This window comes from Gordonia sp. CPCC 205333, from assembly GCF_048537885.1.
Lineage (GTDB): Bacteria > Actinomycetota > Actinomycetes > Mycobacteriales > Mycobacteriaceae > Gordonia.
In genome coordinates this window covers 613,204-633,250 of record NZ_JBCLVI010000005.1, presented here as the reverse complement: position 1 = coordinate 633,250, position 20,047 = coordinate 613,204, and the positions used below count along the sequence as shown (strand labels likewise).

Below are 20,047 nucleotides of genomic sequence, written 5' to 3'. Positions count from 1 at the left end.
CTGGTGGCCTGTCATCGGGCCGCCCCCAATTCAACCAGTAGTACCCCGGCCGCGATCATCGCGATTCCGGCGATCATCCGCCGAGTCAGGGCCTCTCCGAACAGGATTCGGGACGCGAGTGCGGTCAGCGCTACGCCGGCCGCCGCCCAGATGCCGTAGGCGATACCGAGCGGCATGCCGTGCCGCAGTGATGCGAGTAACGCCGCGAACGCGGAGACGTACCCAACGCCGACAACGACATAGAAGCCGTATCGGCCAGTTGCCGCCGTGCGAAGGGACAGTGTGGCGATCACCTCGGCCACGATCGCACACGCTAGGAACAGGTAGGCCATATCAATGCTCCGAACTTGGCTGTGGGGCAACATCTTCGGCTTCAGAGATGGCGGAATCGGCTACGTGTGAACCATTTTCGACCAGAAGAACTCCGCCGATGATCAGTATCAGGCCGACGCCCATTAATCCGGTGAAGGCCTCGTCGAAGATCAGCGCCGAAGCCACCGCGGTCAACGCGACTCCCGACGCACCCCACACCCCGTAGGCCACGCCCAATGCCATGCCGCGTTGGAGGACCAGAGTTAGCAATACGAAGGCGGCTATATATCCCGCGACGACTACGGCGTAGAGCGTCGGCATTGTCGCCGATCCTTTCAGTGACAGAGACGCCGCGACTTCGCTGAGTACCGCTGCGCCGAGCAAAGTCCACTTCACGACGCGTCCTCCTCGAGTAGCGCAAGTCCGAGTTCGAGCACCTGCTGCCGATCGGCACCGGACAGGGGAAAGGTCTCGGTGGTATCGGCGAGCCACGAACCGTCGGCGATCAATCGGGCCGAGTGCAGCCGCGCGCGCTGGAGGGGGGACATGTCGGCGGGTAACGCGACCCAACTGTCGAATCGCTCGGTCCACCGTTGCGTGAGTCGACTCATCAGACGGGGGTCACTGAACATCACCAATTCACAGCGGCGATGTGGGCAGTCCAATGCCCATTCGAGATACGCACGATGTCGCTGCGCCGCAGTTGTCCGGTCGGCAGGTACCGGGAGTCGGCGCAGCAGTTCGGACTCGAGCGAATCGACCACGTGATCGACAAGGGCGTCCATCAATGCGGCTTTGGTGCCGAAGTGATACATCAAACCGGGCTTGGTGAGTCCTGCGGCGTTGGCGACCGATTCGATCGATATCGTTCCGCCGCCGTCGAGAAGATCGAGCGCCGCGTCGAGTATCGCGTTCGCTGATGAGGGACGTCCCCTCATGGGCCCGGGCATACCAATTACTTTACCAGCCGGAAGTTAAAGTTAGGTCTTACCTGTATCTAGTCTCACCGCATATAGGGCAAACACAGGCCAGGTGACTGGTACAACCAGTTGACCACTGGTGAATTTGCTGTCAGAATCGACGACCATGGATATTCAGCCGGTCGAGCGCACAGCGGTCTCTGACGAGGTGCTCGGCAAATTGGTCGCCGAAATCCTCTCCGGCCGCCTCGCCCCAGGCGATCCACTGCCCGCCGAGCGTGAGCTGGCTCTGCGCTTCGGTGTTAACCGCCACGCGATCCGGGAAGCCCTTAAAGGGATTCGGCAAGCGGGCCTAGTCCGAATCGCCCAGGGCGGCAAGACTCGTGTCCTCGATTGGCGGCGTCATGCGGGGCTTGACGTCTTGTCCGCCCTGGCCGCAACCGGGGCGGTGCCGCCCGTGGAGTTGTTGCGCGACATCGTGGAGATGCGGCGCAGTGTGGCGACCGACGCCGCGCGACTCTGCGCCGAACGGGCGACCGAGGCGCAATGCGCGGCGATACTTGAGGCTGCCCGCGGATATCCGGTCGCGGACGCCACCATCGCCATAACCGTCGCGGCCGATGAAGTGTTCTGGACGGCTGTTATCGAGGGTTCGCGCAATCTGGCCTACCGGCTCGGGCTCAACACCCTGCTGGCGGGCTTCGACGCGATTGGCATTGGAGCCCTGGCCGACCTTGGGCTGATGGCCGAATTTGTCGACCGCGATGCCCACCTCGAACTCGCCGAACGTATCGCCGCGCGCGACGCCGACGGTGCCACTCGACTCGCCGACGAACTACTCGGTCGAATCGTCACCCTGCTTGCCGGCGCCGCCGAGCACTGACTCGCGAAAGAACCGCTATGTTCGATCTCATCCTGCATGCCATCCCGATCTTCGCACTCTGCCTGATCCTGGAAGCGGTGTCGTTCTACCTATTGCCCGACGACGACGAGCGTGGCTACGAGTTCCGTGACACAGCAACGAGTTTGACGATGGGGATGGGCAATGTCATCGTCAATATCGGCTGGAAGCTGGTGGTTCTCGCCGTACTCGCCGGCGCGTTCTGGATCACGCCGTTGCATCTGCCAGCCGACAATCCACTGACCTGGGTAGCCCTCTTCATCGCCGACGACCTGGCGTACTACTGGTATCACCGAACCCACCACACGATCCGGCTACTGTGGGCCAGCCATGTGGTTCATCACTCGAGTCAGCAGTACAACTTGTCGACCGCCCTGCGGCAGCCGTGGACACCGTTCACCTCGCTCCCGTATTGGATCCCGTTGGCATTGGTTGGATTTGAGCCGTGGATGATTCTGTTGCAACAATCGATCAGCTTGTTGTACCAGTTCTTCATCCACACCGAACGGGTCGGAAAACTTTGGCGGCCAATAGAGTTGGTGATGAATACGCCGTCGCACCATCGCGTCCACCACGGTTCCAACCAGGAGTATCTTGACCGCAACTACGGCGGGATCTTGATCGTCTGGGATCGACTTTTCGGTACCTTCGCCGCTGAAGAAGCGCAGGTGCGTTACGGCCTGACGAAGAATATCGAGACCTTCAATCCGATGCGGGTCGCGACCCACGAATTCGCGTCGATCTGGCGCGACGTGCGCGCCGCCGGCACCTGGCGCGATCGCGTGAGCCACCTGGCGAAGGGGCCTGGCTGGGCGCCGGAATAGCCCCGAGCCTAGCGCCGGGGAATCGGCCGCGGCCCCGACTGAGTTGTCGCTTGTTCTCGGGCAGAAGCGAATTCGGCGACCAGCCCCTCGGCGCTGCGGGCCGCGGCGTTACAGACCCGGCGGCTGAAGGCATCGTTCAACGGATGCCGCGCGCGTTGGCGCCACCGCTGCACGGCACCGAGCGCGACCGTCGCCCCCGACGTCATCGTCTCGAAAGGATCAAGCCCGAGGCGATCGTCGGGCGATGTTCCGTAGCCGCCGATCAGTCGGGTTATCTCCACCACCTCTGATTCCGATAGCGTGGTGGTCCGTGATCGCAGCAGCCCGATGAGTCGCAGTTCCTCGAAGCCGTGGACGTCGGAAAGCATTTCGTCAACCGAGCGGAGCAGCGGTCGCGTCGCGGCAGCCGGGTAGTCGTCGAGGATGCGGCGCAGGCCGCTCAGTGCGGAGTGGACTTTCAGTTGGTCAGCGCGTTGGCCGAACTGTACGTTGAGTATCTCCTGCAATTCGGTCAACCCACTACGGCGCAGCAATTCCGTTGCCAGCGAAGAGGAATCGACGACGCCGGTCTGGAGCAGCGTCACCGAGATCCGTAGGCCGAATAGTCCGAAGCGGCGGACCAGTCGAGCCCGAACCTCGGCTGGCAGGGGCAGTGGCGAATTCTCGCGTGCGAAGCGATCGGCTGACAGCAGGGAGACTTGAAGGTCATTGGCAGGCACGGCGGCCAGGGTCTGCAGGGCTGCGAACTCACTTTGCCGCAACGTACGCGCGGTGAGTGCCAGCAATCCGGCGACGGGCACTACGGATTGGCATAACCCGGTAGCGGCGAGTTCGGTGGCGTAACCCGCCGCCACCTCCTTGGCCGACAACATGGCGTCGAGTCGCCCGACGCCGATCTCGTCGGCCCGGGACACCACTCCGATCACCCCGAGCGGTCCGGCGCGCCCGCCGACCTGCCTGCTCAATTCGCTCAATACGTTTACATCGCTCGCGCCGGCGCTTCGCATCAGGTAGACCACGGCGTCGGCGCCCGAGACTCCATTGTCCGGAGCGAGTAAACGCATTGTGCGGGCCGATATTTCAGCGTTGAGCGATGCGGTGCCGGGAGTATCGATGACGGTGGTGCGGTTGAGCTCATTCGATGGCCAGGTCACCTCTAGGCGGTCGACCGCAGCTGGGTCCAGGCCGTCGAGGTCGAAATTCAGGTGCCCTTCTGGCCGATCCACCGGCACTGGCGCGCTCATCCCGTTCAGATGCCATGCGCGTACCGAGGGTGCGTTGCCGTGCCGAAACCAGGTCACGATGCGAGTGCATTCGGTCGCGTTACTCGGAGCCAATTCCTCGCCGATCAGCGCGTTGAGCAGCGTCGACTTTCCCGCCTTTAAAGTGCCGGCCAACGCGATGCGCAGCGGCTCGGCGAATCGTGCGGAGCACTCGGCGACCAATGCGGCGGCCGGCTGACGTGCGAACGCCGGATCGTCGCGGTAGATCTGTTCGGCGTCGGAAAGCAAGGTCGCGACGCGGTCGTGTGCGTTCATTCGGTAGCTCCTTCTCGTGCCCAGTTGCCAGCTTCGGTGAGGAAGGTGAGTTGCTGTTTCACCTCGCGGCATCGGGTATCACGCTCGGACACTTTGGCTTTCGCCGCCTTCTCGGTAGCGGCGATCGATTCGGTCAACGATCTGGTGGTTTCGTCGGCGATGGCGCGGAAATGATCGCGTAGGACTCGCTGGATCAGCCGCAACCGGTCGCGGGACTCACGGCCCGCCTCGAATTGCACATCGTCGACGAGGCGTCGGATCGCCATCTTTGCCTCGCTCCGACGTCGTTGCAGCCGCATATCCCGATCTTCCTGATATGACTTGCGGCCCAAGGCAACTCCGGCGAGCACCGAGAACGGATTGATCATCGACATACCTACCAGCGTCGAGATCATTCCGAACATCATCATCCCGCCATAGGAGCCGCGCATCCCGGTGATCATCTTGTGTCCAAAACCCGAAGGGGCCTGTTCCAGTCCGACCAGAGGATCGACCGGCTCGAGTTCACCGCCGACCGAGGCGAGTGCCATCTCCGGTATTTCGACGGCGCCGTCTCGAGCGAACGATTCGGCCACTGCCGAGGCCACGTCGATAGATTTGCGATGAATCCAGATGAAATTGTCACCGACCGCTTCGCTGACTCGATGTTCGAGTCGGTCGGTCAGGTCCGCCCAGATCATCGACGGATCGGTTTCGTCCACTTCATGTTCGAAATCCTTGAGGATGCTGCGGAACCGTCCGCGGAGATCATAGTCGGCGTCGGCCGACAGGTCCGAGATTCCATCGCCGAGGGTTTGCTGCCATAGCGCGGTCCGACTGGTCAACTCTTTGGCCTCACGTCGTGCGGCATCGAGTTCGGCAACGATACGTTCGCGTTCGGCAGGGTCCGATAGCACGGTGAGTTCACTGGAGAGCGTTAGCGAAAGGTGTTGTGCGGCAGCCGCAATCTCGACACGGACCCCGCTCCGCATATCTTGTTGCGCGTGAGCCAGGACCTCACCGGACAAGAATCGGAGCAGGTCGGGATAGCCGGATTCCTCATTGAGTTCCTTGTCCTCCAATGCGATCGCGTGGGAACGCAATGTCGAGGACAACGGTTTGGGTACCAGTGGGATGCCCGCGCGCGTGAGGTGTGCGGTATCGGCCGCCACGACTTCGCGCCAGTACGGGTAGAGATCGACCTTGGTAGCCGCGCAGAAAGCCTTGGGACACAACTCGTTAGCTTGCCGGATGAAAGTCATCTCGGGAGCCGTGAACTCTTGGCTGACATCGCTGCAGATGATCAGAGCGTTGGCGCCGGGGAGCAGGCCAAGGGCCGCGGCCGCATGCACCGAGCCGACACCGCCGGTACCAGGGGTGTCGACGAGGACCAATCCCTGCTTGAGCAGTGGGCTGGGCAGACTGATTTCCAACCGCATCACCTCGGCACCACCCGCTTCGGGTGCGTGTGCGAAGTCTCGGTGCACGTCATCGATCGGGATAGCTATCTGACGGGTGATATCGCCCTCGGCCACGACGATCCGCGCGGTGGGTTCGTCGCCGAAATTGACGATGGTGATGAGTTCGGTCGTCTCACCATCGCCCACCCGACAAGCCGGCACATTCAACAGCGCGTTGATGAGCTGGCTCTTGCCCTGGCTCAACCGGCCGACGACCACAACCCGGGCCCGTGGGTCGGCAATGCGGTCCTTCGTCATCGCCAGCCGCTGGGCCAGATCCGCCCGGCCCGAATCGACTGCCATATCCGTAAGCCGCTCAACGATTTTGAGGACCTTTGCCGCGCCGCTATCCATGTCTGTGCCTTCCGTGTAAGGGTTGTCACCACGTGGCCGATGGCCCCCGCCCGCTGGGCTGAGGCCACCGATTCAGTTCGACGATCAGAAGATGTCGTCGAGCGCGTCGCCAATACCGTCGATCACGCCGCCCGCCGCATCGCCGAGGCCGCCGGCGATACCGCCGGTCACGCCGCCGAGCACGCCGCCGACCGCGGTGATCGCGTCGGTCGGGTCGGGCAGATGCAGGCCGCTGCTGTCCTCCGAGTTATACGAATCATTCACGTCATGCGAATCATGTTGAGAATTGTCGTTGAAGGAGTCGTTCACCGAGTTGTCGGTGTTGAACGAGTCATCGATATGAGTCTCGGTGTAGTCGTTGTCGTTCACCGTCGTCGGACCGGTGTGATGGGTACCGAGATCGATATCGCTGAGCGAGACGCTGCCGCCGTTGCCGCCATCGCCGCCATCGTCTCCCCAGCCGAGGAAGCCGCCGTGGCCGTTTCCGCCGTTTCCGCCGTCGCCTGCATCGACGTTGACCTGCGCGTGGTTGTCGTTCGTGCTGTTGTCGACATTGGTTGTCGTCGTGGTGTTGCCGCTGTTGTTGCCGTGGATCGAGTTATCGATATCCACGTCCGTGTTGGTAACGGTGTTGCCGACGGAGTTGCCGTCGCCGGTCACGCCACCGCCAGTGGAAACGTTTCCGGAATTGTTGCCGCCGACTGCCACCGAGCCGGCTCCGCCGGAGGAGGTCACGTCGTTGTCGACGCCACTGACGTTGCTGCCCTGGGTCCACTGTGAGTTCGTCATTTTGGTTACCTTCTGTCTTGTCGAGATGTTGGGTGTGATGCGGGAGCCTTCATTTCCCGGTGAAACTGAATCTACGAGGTACCGCGAACTGTCAAAACGGGGTGAATCCCCGCACTGGCCCAGGGGGATTGGAGGGGTGGCACGCTAGGGGTAGGCCGGCGTTCGGGGGATATTGGGGGATTGGGGACACGATGGGGCGAAAACGCGAACGCGGACCCGATGGAAGTTCCATCGGGCCCGCGCGGGCGTTACAGCGGCTGCGGGGCGTCAGTAGTAGACGCCGTCGGGGATGTCATGACCAGCCTCGGGAGCCACGATCCCTTGTGGCGCAGACGCATCCGTTCCGGTATCGGGCGAGTAGGTGTCCGCGACCGGCATCGGCAGATCTGTCGGCGTGTCGGGTATGGCGGTGGCAATGTCGGCGGCCTCGTGTGCCGCTGGATCGAGGCCACCCGAGTGGTAGCCGTCGTCGGCGAAGTCGTAGCTGGGGACCGGCGAACCTGAGCCGTCCGGAATCGTGACGTCGCTTTCGGGCTCTGGGCTGGCCGCGCTGGGATCCACTGGGGTCGAATTGTCTTCGGACAGAAGGGGTATACCCGAAGTGTCGGCACCGAACAGCTGGGGTGTGATACCCGGTCCGGTCGGATCGTCGGCAGCGACAACGGTGGTGAGCATCGCCGAGTCGAGTGGTGTCGACGCGGACAGTGAGGTCGTCGCGGAGAGCGGCGGGGTCGTCGCGGCGATTGGCGAAATGCCTGTCGCCGCTGGGGATGTCACCGCGCTCGACGGCATCGTCGCCGCCATCGGATGCAGACCTTGCGGCTCGATCGGCTGCTTCGTGCCGCCATCCCCGCCGGTCACATTTGTTGCCGCATGATTGTCCGTCGTGCTGCTGTCGGTGTTCGCGGTTGAGGCAGCATTGCCGCTGTTGTTCCCGTGAACCGAGTTGTCCACATTCTTGGTCTGCGACGTAGACGTGTTGCCGACGTCGTTGCCATCTCCGGTGACGCCGCCGCCGGTACTGATATTGCCGTCGTTGTCACCGCCGACAGCAACCGATCCCGGACCATTGGCCTGCACGACCGTGTTGTTATCCCCGATCACGGTTGTGTAGTAGTTATTGATCACCTGCGTGATGATGTCGGCCGGACTGCCACCCGGCGGCATCGGCGGGCACCATTCGCCGCCGCCGTACGAAACCTGTTCGACGACAGTGGGTATCGCTTCGGCGACTTCGGTTGGAGTGACGTCGTGTAGGCCGGAATCGGCCATACATTTGCCAGGATTGTCGGCGAACTGCTGCGCCTTGTCGGAGTTGCCCAGCAACTCCATGATGAAATCGACGATTGATTGGTTGACAGACATTGCCTTCTCCTCGGGACGGATTGTCGAATGCGGTCCTCCGTGGCGAGGAGCATCTGTCAACAAACGCTATGAGGAACGTGGCGGTCAGATAATGGGGACGATCCCCGCCATCGCGACTCCCCATTGGGGGAGCGGATATCCCCATTGGGGGATTGCCGAGGCATGTTCAGAGATCGTCGAACCCCGCATGCTCGCTCGCCGTCGAATGTTCGTGGCCGTCGAATCCGAAGCCGTCCGACGACGACTGCTCGGGCCAGATTGGATCGGCCGGGGCGTCGGGCAACTCGATGAAGCCGGTCTGCTCGAGCGGGGTGCCGTCGTAGGAGATCTGGGCCGAGGCGGTGTCGTCCGGCACTGCGGCGTCGGCTGAAGCGGAGTCGACGTCGGGAACGGCGAACGGGTCGAACGGTGAATCATTCGCTCCGACAGCATGATCGACAACCACGGATGCCTGGGTGTTGATCGGTGGGTCAAACGCGCTCCCGGCGGCGTCGAAGGAATGTGCGGCATTGCTCGCCGACCAGATCGAGCCCGATGTTGTCCCGACATTGGACGACTCCGCGACGACAGGGATCAGATGATCGACGTCGGCGGTGGTTACATCATGCAGGTTGGCCGCGCTCAGCGCGCTCTGCGGGTCGGCGCGATATGCCGCCGCGGCATCGGGGTCGTGGACGAGCGTCGTGATGAAGTCCAGCAATGAACTTGGGGCCATGTGGCACACGATACTGCGAAACGGTAACTATCGAATATGGGATTTCCCCCCAACGCGATGGGTCGGATTAGGGGATGTAGCTACCGGTGGGACGGGGTCTACGGGGTAAAGGCCCGCATATTGTCGTTACTTCTTTCGCTGCCCCCGGCAGGAGGGGATCATTACATGCGAACATCGAAACACGATGGACGGAGTTCGCCATGGCAACACTTTGCCTGGGGGTTGCAATCGGTGCGGGAAACTTGATCGCCGCGGCCCATCACGGCGAGGCGACACGATGGACGACCCAGTTGACGGTTGCTCCGCACGTAGCGCCGGAGGCCGGGCTGCCCGAGGAGAATCCGAGGGTTCGGCCGGACGGGGTGATTGTCACCGGATTCGTTGAGCGCGTGGGTGATCCGGTTCCCATTGCCGGGCCGGGCGGGCAGAGCTACGCGGCCGAACAACTGACCATCGACGCCGTGAAGAGCCTCATCCGGTCGCAGCTGAGCGGTATCGAGACCCCGCCGACGCTCGTCGTCGCCTGCCCAGCCTACTGGTCGGATGCCGCGCGGGACCAATTCGCGTCGGCGGCATCGGCGGCCCGACTTCCGCAGCCGTTTCGGATCGAGACTGACCTGTCGATGGCCTTCGCGCGGTTGCGCCAACTACCTGATGCGCCGCGAGCCGGTCTGATGGCGCTGGCCGACCTCGGTGCGACCGGAACCACGGTAGCGATCGGTGATGCCGCAACCGGTCAGATTGTCTCCGACCGGATTCGGCTCGATGAAGCGAACGGCACCGATCTCGATCACGCGGTCCTCCAACACATTCTCGGGCAGGTTGCCGACCCCGCCGATCTCACCGCATCAGATCCCAATCTCCTTGCGGCCCTGGAGAAAATGCGGATCGCGGCGCGAGCGGCCAAGGAGCGGTTATCGGCCGACCCGGTGACGTCAGTCGCGGTTGATCTGCCAACTTATCGAGGTGACATACGAGTCACCAGAGCCGAACTCGACGATCTCGCGCACGAGCAGATCGCGGGAATCGTAGTTGGCCTGCGGGAGTTGATCGACCGGGGTGGCGCCGACGATCGCGACGTGGCAGCGGTCGCCCTCTGCGGTGGCGGGGCGGCCATGCCAATTGTCACACAACGACTTTCCGCGGAGTTCCACACGGCAGTCCTCGTCGATGCGGAACCGTACGCTACCGCGGCGCGGGGCGCTGCCGGGGTCGCGTCTACGCTGACTCCGCACCGCACACGGACCGTCGTGCCGCCGCTGGCGGATACGCCGCCGCAATTCGCAGCCGTGATCCCCGATCCGCGAAGTGGATCGCCGAGCCAGACGCCGCCTGCCGGAGTGCCGCCGGCGGGCGCTGCCGCGACGTCGAGATGGCAAGTGCCGGCCAAGAAGGTGGGATCCGACGATGACCGCCCCGCGGGTACATCCGAACACGGAGCGGATGCGGTGACCTTCGGCCCGCGTGCGGAACCGCAGGCCGATCAGCCGCCGAGCCGAGTGCGTCTATTCGCCCTGTTGGCGGCCGGTGCGGTGGCGCTGTTGGTAGCTGCGGGGGGTGTCGCGTACGCGTTGACCGGTGACAATCGCACCGAAGCGCCCGCTCCGGGAACCTCGGTAACGCAGTTCTCCACTACCGAATCGACACCGACCGTCGAAGAGACCACGCAAGACACTCCCACCCAGCAGGAAGTACCCGATCAGGGTGGAAATACCCCCGAGGAGACCGCGCCGACCGAACCGTCGGTGACCGAGCCCAGCGTGACGCCATCGGGAACGCCTGAACCGTCGCCGCCGCCGGTCGACGGTGGTGGCCCGGTCGTCACCCCGCCCCCCGCGAGCTGACCGTAGCGATGATCCGGGTTGTGACACCCGCGGCGGCCGAGCTGGTCGCAGATATCGCGGCGCGTCCGGCGCGTCGACGGGTGCAGTTGATCATCGGGTCCGCTGGCTCGGGAAAGACATTGGTACTTCAGGAGATTCGACGTATCTACCGCGAGGCCGGCGAGTCACTTGCGCAGAATCTCATGCCGAGTTCGGACGAGAAGATCCTTATTGTCGACAATGGCCACCGGCTGCCCGATGCTGATCTGGTCGAAGTGTCGAAACTGGCCCGCGCCGGGACTCACACCATCGTCTTCGCGACCGAATCGCGACCACGGCAAAGTGCGTGGTCGGCGGCGATCGAATCGCTTACCTGGGACACACCGCCGGTGATTCTAACGACGCTCTCGTGCGACGATGTCGGCGCCATCGCCGCCGAAGCTAGTCTAGAACTCCCGAATTCGACTGTTGCGCAACGGGTTGCGCTGATATCCGGCGGGCTCTTGGATTTGGTACTGGTCGCGTTGGCCGCCGGCCCGCAGCCGGAAGCGATGACTGCGGCGGTGGCGGATGCGGTGCGGGAGAGAATGTTTCGACTCGGCGGTCAAGTCCTCTCGACCGTGGCGATGTTGTCGTTGACCGCTCCGATCGGTTCCGCAGAAGTGGCCGCCGCCCTCGAAGTGACGATCGATCGGGCCGATCAACTAGTGGACATCGCTCGGGGTACCGGCCTGGTCACCGGCCCACCCGAATTGAATTCGCTTGTGCAGCAGGGAGCGCTGACGGCCCTTGGGGAGTCACGGAGGCGCGAACTCGGACGCGCCGTCCTTGATGCGCTGTGGTCGGCCGGATCGATTTCCGGTGAGCTGGCCGCTGAACTCGCCTCCCATGGAGTGCTGGACGAACGTCTCGTCGAACCTATTCTGGGCCTTGCGCTCAGCCCGTCAAATCGATCAGATGGATTGTACGAGTTGGCAATTCATTCTGGAGCAGACCCGTTGACGACGCATGTGCGGGCCGCTGAAGTCAAGGCGATCACCGGTGATCTACGCGCGGCGGGCGCTGACGTCGACCGCCTGTGGGCAGATTTCGACTCCGGCGAAAGCGTGGACCGGGATATGCGGCTCCGCGCGGTACGAATCAGCGCATGTTCGGCCGTCGCCTCGGGGTCGGCGGCGCGGGCCGCCGAACTCTACGACTGGTTGGCCTACACCGACGGCGGCATCCCCCAGGGATGGGGCATCGATGCTCCGTTGGCCGGCCTCATTCACCTCGCGGTCGGCGATGCGAATGCGGCGCGCCGGGTGCTCGCACAGGACGCCGAACCGGAGGTGAACTCACCCTTCGCGGGCACCGCCGTCGATCGGTTGTTGTTACGCGGTCTGGTCCAGTCGTTGGAGGCCGACAGTTCGGCCGCCCTCGTTACGTTGTCACGCGCCGTCGGGCTCGCCGGCACGGCGACCGCCCCGTTGACTCCGGATATTCCTGCCGCACTGGCGGCGATCGCGGCCTTGCAGGTGGGACAGGTGGCCCGCGCGCGTTCATTGTTGACGCGGGTGCCCGCTGACCAGTGGCCGCCCGCGCATCGAGTCCGATTGTCGTTGCTGACCGCCTGGGTTCTGATGGCTGAAGGCGACGAACAATCGGTACACGCGTGTCTCGACGCGCTGGGGCCGGTTGACCAGGTCCGGGACCAGATGACTCTCGCTACCCTGCATATCGCGATGGCGCGCCGCGCCGGCGATCTGGGCCGGCTCCACCAGGCATGGGATGACGCGGCCGGTCCGCTCGGCGAGTACACGGTTGACCTATTCGGTCTGATGTTCGTCGGCGAGGTGTGGGTGGCCGCGGCCCGGCTGGGGGTTGTGCACGACGTCGCGCCGATGATCGAAGATGCGACGACTCTGCTTGCCGCGCTGGGCAATCCGATCCACTGGTTGACCACCTTGCATTGGTATGGCGTGCATGCGGCGATAGCTGGCGATTCTCCGAAAGAGCTGATTCCACATGCTCAGGCACTGGCGGAGGCGGCGCGGCACAGCTCCTATGCGGCGGCGCTGGCGAGCGCGGGCCGCACGTGGATCAGGGTGCTCGGCGGAACCGTTGACGCCGCCGAGGTGGATGCGGCGTGCCGGGGCCTCGACGATGCCGGTCACAACTGGGATGCGACGCGTCTGGCTGGGCAGGCCGCATTGAACGCCGACGATCAACGTGTCACCGCCATCATGCTGCAGTTGGCACGGTCTCTGCGCACCCATCACATCGCGCAGTCGGAGCCGGACCCGCAACCGAGTGAGCCGTCGATCCGATCGGCGATGTCAGTACTCAGCGAGCGTGAACGCGAGGTCGTCGAATTGTTGCTCATCGGGCTGACCTATCGGGCCATCGGTGAGCGACTTTTCATTTCGGCGAAGACCGTTGAGCACCATGTCGCGCGGATTCGGCGGCGTATCGGCGCGCAAACCCGCTCGGAGATGCTGTCCATGCTGCGGTCGATGAGCGGGGAGTGACCGTGAAAGCCATAAGGTTGCGACATCGTGGTCAGCGTCGTCGATGAATACCGAAACACGCAGTTGGCCGTGTTCGCCGAGCGATTCGAGATCGAGGCGGAATGTGAGTATTGCATCGCGTTCGATCTCGGTGCGCGTCGTCCGGCAGATCGAGGTTGGCCCGGCCTCACTGATCACCGATACCTCCCCGGTGATACCGGTGATGGGGAAAGTGCTTCGTAGATGCACCGAAAGTGACAGGGCTCCATCGGGATTGATCGGAATCGGCGCGGCGGTGACTGGGGCGATCAGTATTCGCCCTGCTTGTATGACATCGATATCGGTAATCCATACCCGCGCAAAAAGTAGATCGATGTCATGCGAATCGGACTTATGGGCCCACTCGGTTAGCGAAGTGCGATGCATGTGGCGAGCGTATTCACGGTCATGACCGTCGGCATGAGTAGCGCACTACTCGAATAGCTCATCAACTGCCACGTCAACGACACCAAACGGGCCGCCCGGCGACTGCCGGACGGCCCGATAGGGGGTAAGGGAGGCGACTAGTGCGCGGCCTCGTAAGCTTCGACGATCTGCAACGGGATACGACCGCGGTCGCTGACCGCGTGTCCGTTCTCGTTCGCCCATTCGCGAATGGCCTGCGTCTGAGCCTTGCTACGGTTTCCGCCGGTGGCTACGCGACGGGAGGTGCGTGCGACGGGACGGGATACGTCGAGGTACTTCTGCAGCGACGTCCGGAAATCATCGGCGTGCTTAGCGGAGGTGTCGAATTCGTAGGTGCGACCGTCTACCGAAAAGCGGACGGTTTCGTACTCTTCGAGCACCTTGCCGTCGATGTCATCGATAACCTCAACGACCTCACGTTTTGCCATGGACTGCACTCCTTCGGGTAGGACACTGAAATTGCGACTGACTATTCAAGTGGGCGGATGAAATCATAACTGGCGCATCCGCAACCGAATAATACCGCTCTAGACTAACTCAATGAGGTTAAGCCTGGGCTGAGAAGGGCAATAGACGCCCCGATTCTCAGGAAGTTGGCGGCATACCCGTGGATGAAGTCTCATCGTCAGCGGTAGATGTTGTAGTCCCGGCGATTCCCAAGAGCGCTGATGGAGCGGCGTCGGATGCATTGATTTCTCGATAGCCGTCCGAGGTGACAGAGAATCCATTACCGGATTGGACTTGCAGACAGTAGAGGCCGCTGATGTGACTCAGACAGGTGAAACGGCTTATCGAAATACTCTGGGCGAAATTGACTATGGTTCCCCGGTGCATCACCGGATACAGATTGGCACACGCTCCATGCGTTGGGCCGGAGCTATTCAAAATGATCACATCCGGTGCCCACTGACAGGTTGACGGAGTATTCGACGGCGGATTCTGCGCACCTTCCAGGCCAGTCGCTTCACATGCCAGAGTGTCGCGGCCATTGGTGCCGGTAGAACAACTGACCGAGCGACTTGGTGTAGTGAAATGGAAGCCCGAGGTGTCGACCAATGGCGAATCGGCGGTCACCGCCCCCTTGTGGTAGCGGCTATTGTCAACCCGCGGAGCCGCGGTTACGGTGCGTCCGATAGTCCATTTCGGCAGATTGGTTTCGCGTGTCGACGACTGCCGGGTGGCTGAGGCGCTGGTCGTGGTTGGTGCCTCGGTTTCGGTGGACAGTTGGTCGGTCGGCGGCACGACGATCTCGCCGGGATCGGTGCTCCCGGCAATTCCACACGCGGGCGCGCTCAACAGGATTGCCCCTGCGGCGGCGTACGCGAGTACACGGTGGAACCGGCGAGGCGGTGCAGTGTCGCGGCGCCGCTGGAATCCGTACCCTGGCATCTTGTGTCGACTCCCAAGATCGTCTTGTTCTATGTGTTTGTGCCGCTGGCCGACCCCGAGGCTATTCGCTTGTGGCAACTGTCGGTATGCGAGTCGCTGGGACTGCGCGGTCGGATCATTATCTCAGCTGACGGCATCAATGCGACGGTGGGCGGCGATCTGGTGCAAGTCAAACGCTACGTGAGAATTACCCGTACGTATGCACCGTTCGCTGATGTTGATGTGAAGTGGTCGATGGGGACCGGCGCGGATTTCCCCCGATTGAGCGTCAAAGTGCGTCCCGAGATCGTCAGTTTCGGTGCGCCGGGGCGGCTGCGAGTCGACGCGGATGGCGTCGTGGGAGGCGGTAAACGGCTCTCGCCGGCAGCTGTCAATGAATTGGTGCGGCAACGCGGCGACGACGTCGTTTTCTTCGACGGCCGCAACAAACTCGAAGCTCAGATTGGGAAATTCTCCGGAGCGGTTGTCCCCGACGTTGCCACCACCCGCGACTTCATCCCACTGATCGATGCCGGCGAGTTCGATCATTTGAAGGATCGCCCGGTGGTGACGTACTGCACTGGCGGAGTTCGATGCGAGGTACTAAGCGCACTATTGCGCGAGCGTGGTTTCAACGATGTCTATCAACTCGATGGCGGTATTGTCCGCTATGGCGAAGAATACGGCGACGATAGTCTGTGGGAAGGGTCACTCTACGTATTCGACGAGCGTATGAGTGTGGATTTCTCCGACCATGCCAAGATACTCGGCACCTGTTCGCAATGCGGTACTCCGACCAAGAACATAAGCAACTATCCCGACCCAGCCGGACGCGAATTGGTGGTCATCTGCCCGGATTGTCTTGATGCCGCCTCAGCTGCCGGGCCTCGATGAGCCCGGCATCGCGTCAAGTCCCCGTCATCCTCGTGGCGGGGTTTCTCGGTACCGGTAAGAGCACTCTGCTCAACCATCTGCTCAGAAGTAGCGGTGCGACGCGAATCGGCTTGATTATCAACGACTTCGGCGCGATCAATATCGATGCGCTATTGGTTGCGGGTCAGGTCGACGGTGTGGTGGGGCTCGGAAACGGATGTATGTGTTGCACGGTCGACGACGATTCGCCGGACGGACTGGCCGCAGTAGTACGTCGATTGCTTGCGCCGTCGGCGGGAATCGATGCGATTGTGATTGAGGCGTCGGGACTTGCCGAGCCGCGCACGCTGATCAGAATGGTCGCGTCGCTGACTGATCCGCGGATCGTCTACGGTGGATTGGTATACTTGATCGACGCCGGAGGATTTCTCGTGAGCCGGCGCGCGCATCCGGAATTGGACGCACACGTACGTGTCGCTGACATGTTGGTCGTCAATAAGGCCGATCTATTGTCCGATCATCCGCAAGCAGATCCCGATGTTGATCGGGATGCGGTTCTGGGGATCATCGCCGGACTCAACTCCACGGCGCCGACGCTTCTTACCACTGAATCCGTCGTCGATCCGGCGATGCTGTTCGATCCGGCACCGGCGCGGGACGACGGCGGGCCCCGACAGCTTTCCCTCGACGAAATACTCCGCGAACAAGAGCACGATCATCGAGACTGTGCGAACCACCATCATCTGCACGACGACTACCAGTCGGTGTCGTTCCAGTCGGCGGAACCGATGAATCCGCGTCGTCTGGCGGCATTCCTGGAGCGCCCGCCGGCAGGCACTTATCGGATCAAGGGCTGGGCACATTTCGATCTGCCCGGCCATCGCGGACGATTCGTGCTGCACGCGGTTGGTGGTCGGATCCGCGTTGAGGCATCGTCGTGGGCGGGTGAGGTGCCGTCGACGTCGATCGTCGTGATCGGTGCTGGCCTCGATGAACAGGCGGTCCACGTTGGGCTGACAGCCGCGGTTGGGGCTGACAGCGATGATGAATTCGGAATCCTGAGCATTACGCGCTTTTCAGCCGCCATCTAGCGCCACGTCGACCTTGCTCGTAGGGCTCGGTGAGGTCACAGCTGTCTAACGATAACCGTCGTTGCTGGTCGCGAATTCGTCAAAACTCTCGAGCCCTGCTTCACTGTTATCAAAGGTGCCAGTGTGTCTACTGTGACTGATGTTGCGTATGGAGGGCCGATTTGTGTTTGCGTTGAAGAAGACTGTCGTGGCGGCTGCCGCGGCGGCGGCAGCTGTGGTGGTTGCCGGTACGAGCGCGCCTGTCGTTAATGCGGCGCCGCTGCCAGCGCCGGTGCCGGTCGCCGGAAAGACGCTTGCGGGCAAGACCGTCTTCCTTGACCCGGGGCATCAGGGCGGATCGGCCGGACACAGTCTCACCAAGCAGGTCCCCGATGGCCGCGGCGGCATGAAGGACTGCCAGACGTCGGGTGCGACCGGAGTCAACGGAGTTCCCGAGCACAAGATCAACTGGGAGGTCGCGCAGCTGGTCAAGGCCGGTCTGGAAAGCCAGGGCGCGCGCGTTGTGCTCAGCAGGCCGAACGACACCGGCTGGGGTGGTTGTGTCGATGAACGAGCGGCGGCAGCCAGCAAATCGGGTGCCGCGGTCGCGGTGAGCCTGCATGCTGACTCGACGAGCGGCGGTGCGGATACCTCCAAAAAGGGTTTCCACATGATCGTGCCGACGCTGCCGTTGTCGAATAGTCAAGCGCAACAAGCGCAATCAGGCGGCGGACGCAAGGCGTCGACGCTGATGCGCGACGCCTTCAAGAAGGCCGGGTTTGCGCCGGCCAACTACGCCGGCGTGGCGGACGGCATCCAGACCCGGTCCGATATCGCCGGGGTCAACCTGACCACGGTCCCCGCCGTCTTCATCGAAATGGGCAACCTGTCCAATCCGACCGAGGCATCGGCGCTGTCGGATAAGGCAGGTCAGCTCAAGTACGCGACAGCCATCACCGATGGCATTCTCGGCTACGCCGCTGGCGCTGGGGTCTCAACGACATCCCTGCCGTCGACCGGCTCGCTGGGGTCGACTCCGTCTGATGCGCCGACGTCAACCCCCAACGCCGACATCGATGCCGACGGACTGGCTGGCGTCTTCCCGCTGATTCAGCAACTATTGGCCACGCGCGATCCGCAGGCGCTCATGGCGCTGATCGCCGGCCCAGGGCAGGACGTCGGGTCCCAGGTCCTCAAGGCGATGCTGTCAGTCGTCTACTCGCTATTCGGCGGCAAACTGCCGGTTGGCTGACCGAGGCCGGGCCGCTGGCTGAACTACAGTCTGTGGCATGAGTCTCAAAGAACTGTTCGTCATGAAGACGCCGGTGCCGTCGCTACACGGCCGCCGGGTCCTGATCACCGGTGCCGCGAGCGGTATCGGGCGTGCCACCGCCGAAGAGGCGGCCCGGCAGGGGGCCGAACTGGTCCTCACCGATCTGAATCTCGCGCCGCTGAACGATGCGGTCGCTGCGATAACCGCTGACGGCGGCACCGTGTTGTATCACCAGGCCGGTGACGTCTCCGACTACGACTGGGTGAAATCATTCGCCACACAGGTCGACGCCGAAGTCGGGGTGATGGATGTGGTGATGAACATCGCAGGCATATCTACATGGGGCACCGTCGAAAATCTTGAGCACCGGCATTGGAAGTCGGTGATCGACGTCAACTTGATGGGGCCGATCCACATCATCGAATCCTTTGTGCCGCAAATGGTTCGACGCGGCGAGGGTGGGCAGTTGGTTAATGTATCGTCGGCGGCCGGGCTGCTTGCTCTCCCTTGGCACGCGGCGTATAGCGCGAGCAAATTCGGAATCCGGGGCGTCTCGGAAGTATTGCGATATGACCTGCGCCAGCACAATATCGGGGTGTCACTCGTGTGTCCGGGTGGCGTCAAGACGCCGCTGGTCAATACCGTCCAAATAGTCGGAGTCGACCGCGACAATCCGAAGGTACGCAAGGCGATTGACGGTTTTCACAAGGTTGCGATCTCGCCGGAGAAGGCCGCCCGCGCCATCATCAAAGGCGTACGCAAGAACCACTACCTCGTGTACACCTCCTTCGACATTCGGTTCGGCTACTGGTGGGCGCGCAAATTTGCGCTCCCGTACGAGGTCGTGATGCGAATCGCGAATGACCGATTCAGTCAACTCGCGAGGATCGCGCCCAGTGTGGCAGCCGCTTCGGTGCCTGCCCCATCGTCGCTCGACGAATTGCCCAACGGCCGTGACTGAACGCGACGTCGCGGGCACTCTCGTGGTGTCCGCGACCCGCGCGGAAGCCAATTATGTGCCGCCGGGTACTCGCTTGCTTATCACCGGCATCGGAAAGGTCCGCGCGGCAACGGTATTGACGCGTGAGCTCGTCGCAGCGCAGACAGGTGCGGCGGAGCCGGTCACCGAGGTGATCAACATCGGGACGGCTGGCGCTCTGCATGACCATCATTCGGGTCTGTTCGTTCCGTCGACCGTGATTGAACACGACATTTCCAGCGATGCACTGCGAGCGATGGGTTACGACATCGTGGATACTCACCAATTCGACGGTGATGGTTCGGTCCTGGCTACCGGTGACACATTCATCGCCGACCCAGTGGCACGCGCGGAATTGAGCCGCCGCGCGGACCTGGTGGACATGGAGGGTGCCGCCATCGCGTATGTATGCGCGAGTTTCGGCGTCGACCTCACTGTGGTGAAAGCGGTCAGCGACGGTGCCGACGAACAAGCAACGGACTGGCCGTCGCTCGTCGACGCTGCTGCACTGGACCTGGGGCGGTGGCTCGCCGCACGCTGACCGGAAAGT

20 protein-coding genes are annotated in these 20,047 nt (G+C 62.7%); 10 read left to right on the top strand and 10 right to left on the bottom strand.

All coding sequences use genetic code 11. From position 1 onward, the window contains the following. Positions 1 to 11: 11 nt before the first annotated feature. From AAFP29_RS20895 to AAFP29_RS20885, 3 genes are read right to left on the bottom strand one after another with little or no spacing between them, the layout of a single operon-like run. Positions 12 to 332: a DMT family transporter gene (locus tag AAFP29_RS20895; RefSeq protein WP_419219333.1), complete on the bottom strand. Its 321-nt coding sequence runs from the start codon at positions 330 to 332 to the stop codon at positions 12 to 14. 1 nt (position 333) lies between these two features. Further along, positions 334 to 708 (bottom strand): DMT family transporter, encoded by a 375-nt coding sequence (locus AAFP29_RS20890; RefSeq protein WP_419219332.1) that lies wholly within the window; start codon positions 706 to 708, stop codon positions 334 to 336. Next, a complete protein-coding gene (locus AAFP29_RS20885) occupies positions 705 to 1,262 on the bottom strand; it encodes a TetR/AcrR family transcriptional regulator (RefSeq protein WP_419219331.1) in 558 nt (185 codons plus the stop codon). The genes AAFP29_RS20890 and AAFP29_RS20885 overlap by 4 nt, the downstream gene beginning before the upstream one ends. Before the next feature lie 136 nt (positions 1,263 to 1,398). Here AAFP29_RS20885 and AAFP29_RS20880 point away from each other — a divergent pair, with 136 nt between their 5' ends. Both AAFP29_RS20880 and AAFP29_RS20875 read left to right on the top strand, forming a co-directional pair. Beyond that, positions 1,399 to 2,115, top strand: coding sequence for a FadR/GntR family transcriptional regulator (locus tag AAFP29_RS20880; protein WP_419219330.1), 717 nt, complete (start codon positions 1,399 to 1,401; stop codon positions 2,113 to 2,115). A gap of 17 nt (positions 2,116 to 2,132) precedes the next feature. Next, the gene (locus AAFP29_RS20875) at positions 2,133 to 2,957 is read left to right on the top strand and encodes a sterol desaturase family protein (RefSeq protein WP_419219329.1); all 825 of its coding nucleotides are present in this window, start codon (positions 2,133 to 2,135) and stop codon (positions 2,955 to 2,957) included. Between the two features lie 8 nt (positions 2,958 to 2,965). On the opposite strand, the gene AAFP29_RS20870 is transcribed toward AAFP29_RS20875, so the two are convergent. From AAFP29_RS20870 to AAFP29_RS20850, 5 genes are all read right to left on the bottom strand, one after another. Continuing rightward, positions 2,966 to 4,495 (bottom strand): dynamin family protein, encoded by a 1,530-nt coding sequence (locus AAFP29_RS20870; protein WP_419219328.1) that lies wholly within the window; start codon positions 4,493 to 4,495, stop codon positions 2,966 to 2,968. Then, complete coding sequence (locus AAFP29_RS20865) at positions 4,492 to 6,288, bottom strand: dynamin family protein (RefSeq protein ID WP_419219327.1); 1,797 nt, start codon at positions 6,286 to 6,288, stop codon at positions 4,492 to 4,494. Before AAFP29_RS20865 ends, AAFP29_RS20870 begins: the two co-directional genes overlap by 4 nt. A gap of 84 nt (positions 6,289 to 6,372) precedes the next feature. Then, positions 6,373 to 7,077, bottom strand: a complete 705-nt coding sequence (locus AAFP29_RS20860) for a hypothetical protein (protein ID WP_419219326.1) — start codon at positions 7,075 to 7,077, stop codon at positions 6,373 to 6,375. A gap of 267 nt (positions 7,078 to 7,344) precedes the next feature. Next, positions 7,345 to 8,442, bottom strand: a complete 1,098-nt coding sequence (locus AAFP29_RS20855; RefSeq protein WP_419219325.1) for an IniB N-terminal domain-containing protein — start codon at positions 8,440 to 8,442, stop codon at positions 7,345 to 7,347. Positions 8,443 to 8,608: 166 nt separating this feature from the next. After that, positions 8,609 to 9,157 (bottom strand): IniB N-terminal domain-containing protein, encoded by a 549-nt coding sequence (locus AAFP29_RS20850; RefSeq protein ID WP_419219324.1) that lies wholly within the window; start codon positions 9,155 to 9,157, stop codon positions 8,609 to 8,611. 200 nt (positions 9,158 to 9,357) lie between these two features. Between AAFP29_RS20850 and AAFP29_RS20845 the strand changes: the two genes are divergently transcribed. Genes AAFP29_RS20845 through AAFP29_RS20835 form a run of 3 tightly spaced genes read left to right on the top strand, consistent with a single transcriptional unit; the run spans position 9,358 to position 13,712 of the window. After that, a complete protein-coding gene (locus tag AAFP29_RS20845) occupies positions 9,358 to 11,001 on the top strand; it encodes an Hsp70 family protein (RefSeq protein ID WP_419219322.1) in 1,644 nt (547 codons plus the stop codon). A 20-nt stretch (positions 11,002 to 11,021) separates the two neighbouring features. Next, complete coding sequence (locus AAFP29_RS20840; protein WP_419219321.1) at positions 11,022 to 13,490, top strand: LuxR C-terminal-related transcriptional regulator; 2,469 nt, start codon at positions 11,022 to 11,024, stop codon at positions 13,488 to 13,490. Between the two features lie 27 nt (positions 13,491 to 13,517). Beyond that, on the top strand, positions 13,518 to 13,712 hold the full coding sequence (locus AAFP29_RS20835) for a hypothetical protein (protein WP_419219320.1): 195 nt from the start codon (positions 13,518 to 13,520) through the stop codon (positions 13,710 to 13,712). A gap of 320 nt (positions 13,713 to 14,032) precedes the next feature. Here the strand turns inward: AAFP29_RS20835 and AAFP29_RS20830 are convergent, their stop codons facing one another. Further along, on the bottom strand, positions 14,033 to 14,362 hold the full coding sequence (locus tag AAFP29_RS20830) for a histone-like nucleoid-structuring protein Lsr2 (RefSeq protein WP_419219319.1): 330 nt from the start codon (positions 14,360 to 14,362) through the stop codon (positions 14,033 to 14,035). A gap of 157 nt (positions 14,363 to 14,519) precedes the next feature. Beyond that, positions 14,520 to 15,323 carry a hypothetical protein gene (locus AAFP29_RS20825; protein WP_419219318.1) on the bottom strand — a complete coding sequence of 268 codons (804 nt, stop codon included), beginning with the start codon at positions 15,321 to 15,323 and terminating at the stop codon, positions 14,520 to 14,522. 3 nt (positions 15,324 to 15,326) lie between these two features. Between AAFP29_RS20825 and AAFP29_RS20820 the strand changes: the two genes are divergently transcribed. The 5 genes from AAFP29_RS20820 to AAFP29_RS20800 all read left to right on the top strand — a co-directional run bounded on the left by AAFP29_RS20820 (position 15,327) and on the right by AAFP29_RS20800 (position 20,038). After that, positions 15,327 to 16,196: a rhodanese-related sulfurtransferase gene (locus AAFP29_RS20820; RefSeq protein WP_419219317.1), complete on the top strand. Its 870-nt coding sequence runs from the start codon at positions 15,327 to 15,329 to the stop codon at positions 16,194 to 16,196. Next, positions 16,193 to 17,266: a CobW family GTP-binding protein gene (locus AAFP29_RS20815; RefSeq protein ID WP_419219315.1), complete on the top strand. Its 1,074-nt coding sequence runs from the start codon at positions 16,193 to 16,195 to the stop codon at positions 17,264 to 17,266. The genes AAFP29_RS20820 and AAFP29_RS20815 overlap by 4 nt, the downstream gene beginning before the upstream one ends. 139 nt (positions 17,267 to 17,405) lie before the next feature. After that, complete coding sequence (locus AAFP29_RS20810) at positions 17,406 to 18,497, top strand: N-acetylmuramoyl-L-alanine amidase (RefSeq protein ID WP_419219314.1); 1,092 nt, start codon at positions 17,406 to 17,408, stop codon at positions 18,495 to 18,497. A 37-nt stretch (positions 18,498 to 18,534) separates the two neighbouring features. Continuing rightward, entirely contained in the window at positions 18,535 to 19,479 is a 945-nt protein-coding gene (locus AAFP29_RS20805) for an SDR family oxidoreductase (RefSeq protein WP_419219313.1), read from the top strand. Then, positions 19,472 to 20,038 carry a nucleosidase gene (locus AAFP29_RS20800; RefSeq protein ID WP_419219312.1) on the top strand — a complete coding sequence of 189 codons (567 nt, stop codon included), beginning with the start codon at positions 19,472 to 19,474 and terminating at the stop codon, positions 20,036 to 20,038. Before AAFP29_RS20805 ends, AAFP29_RS20800 begins: the two co-directional genes overlap by 8 nt. Positions 20,039 to 20,047 lie beyond the last annotated feature (9 nt).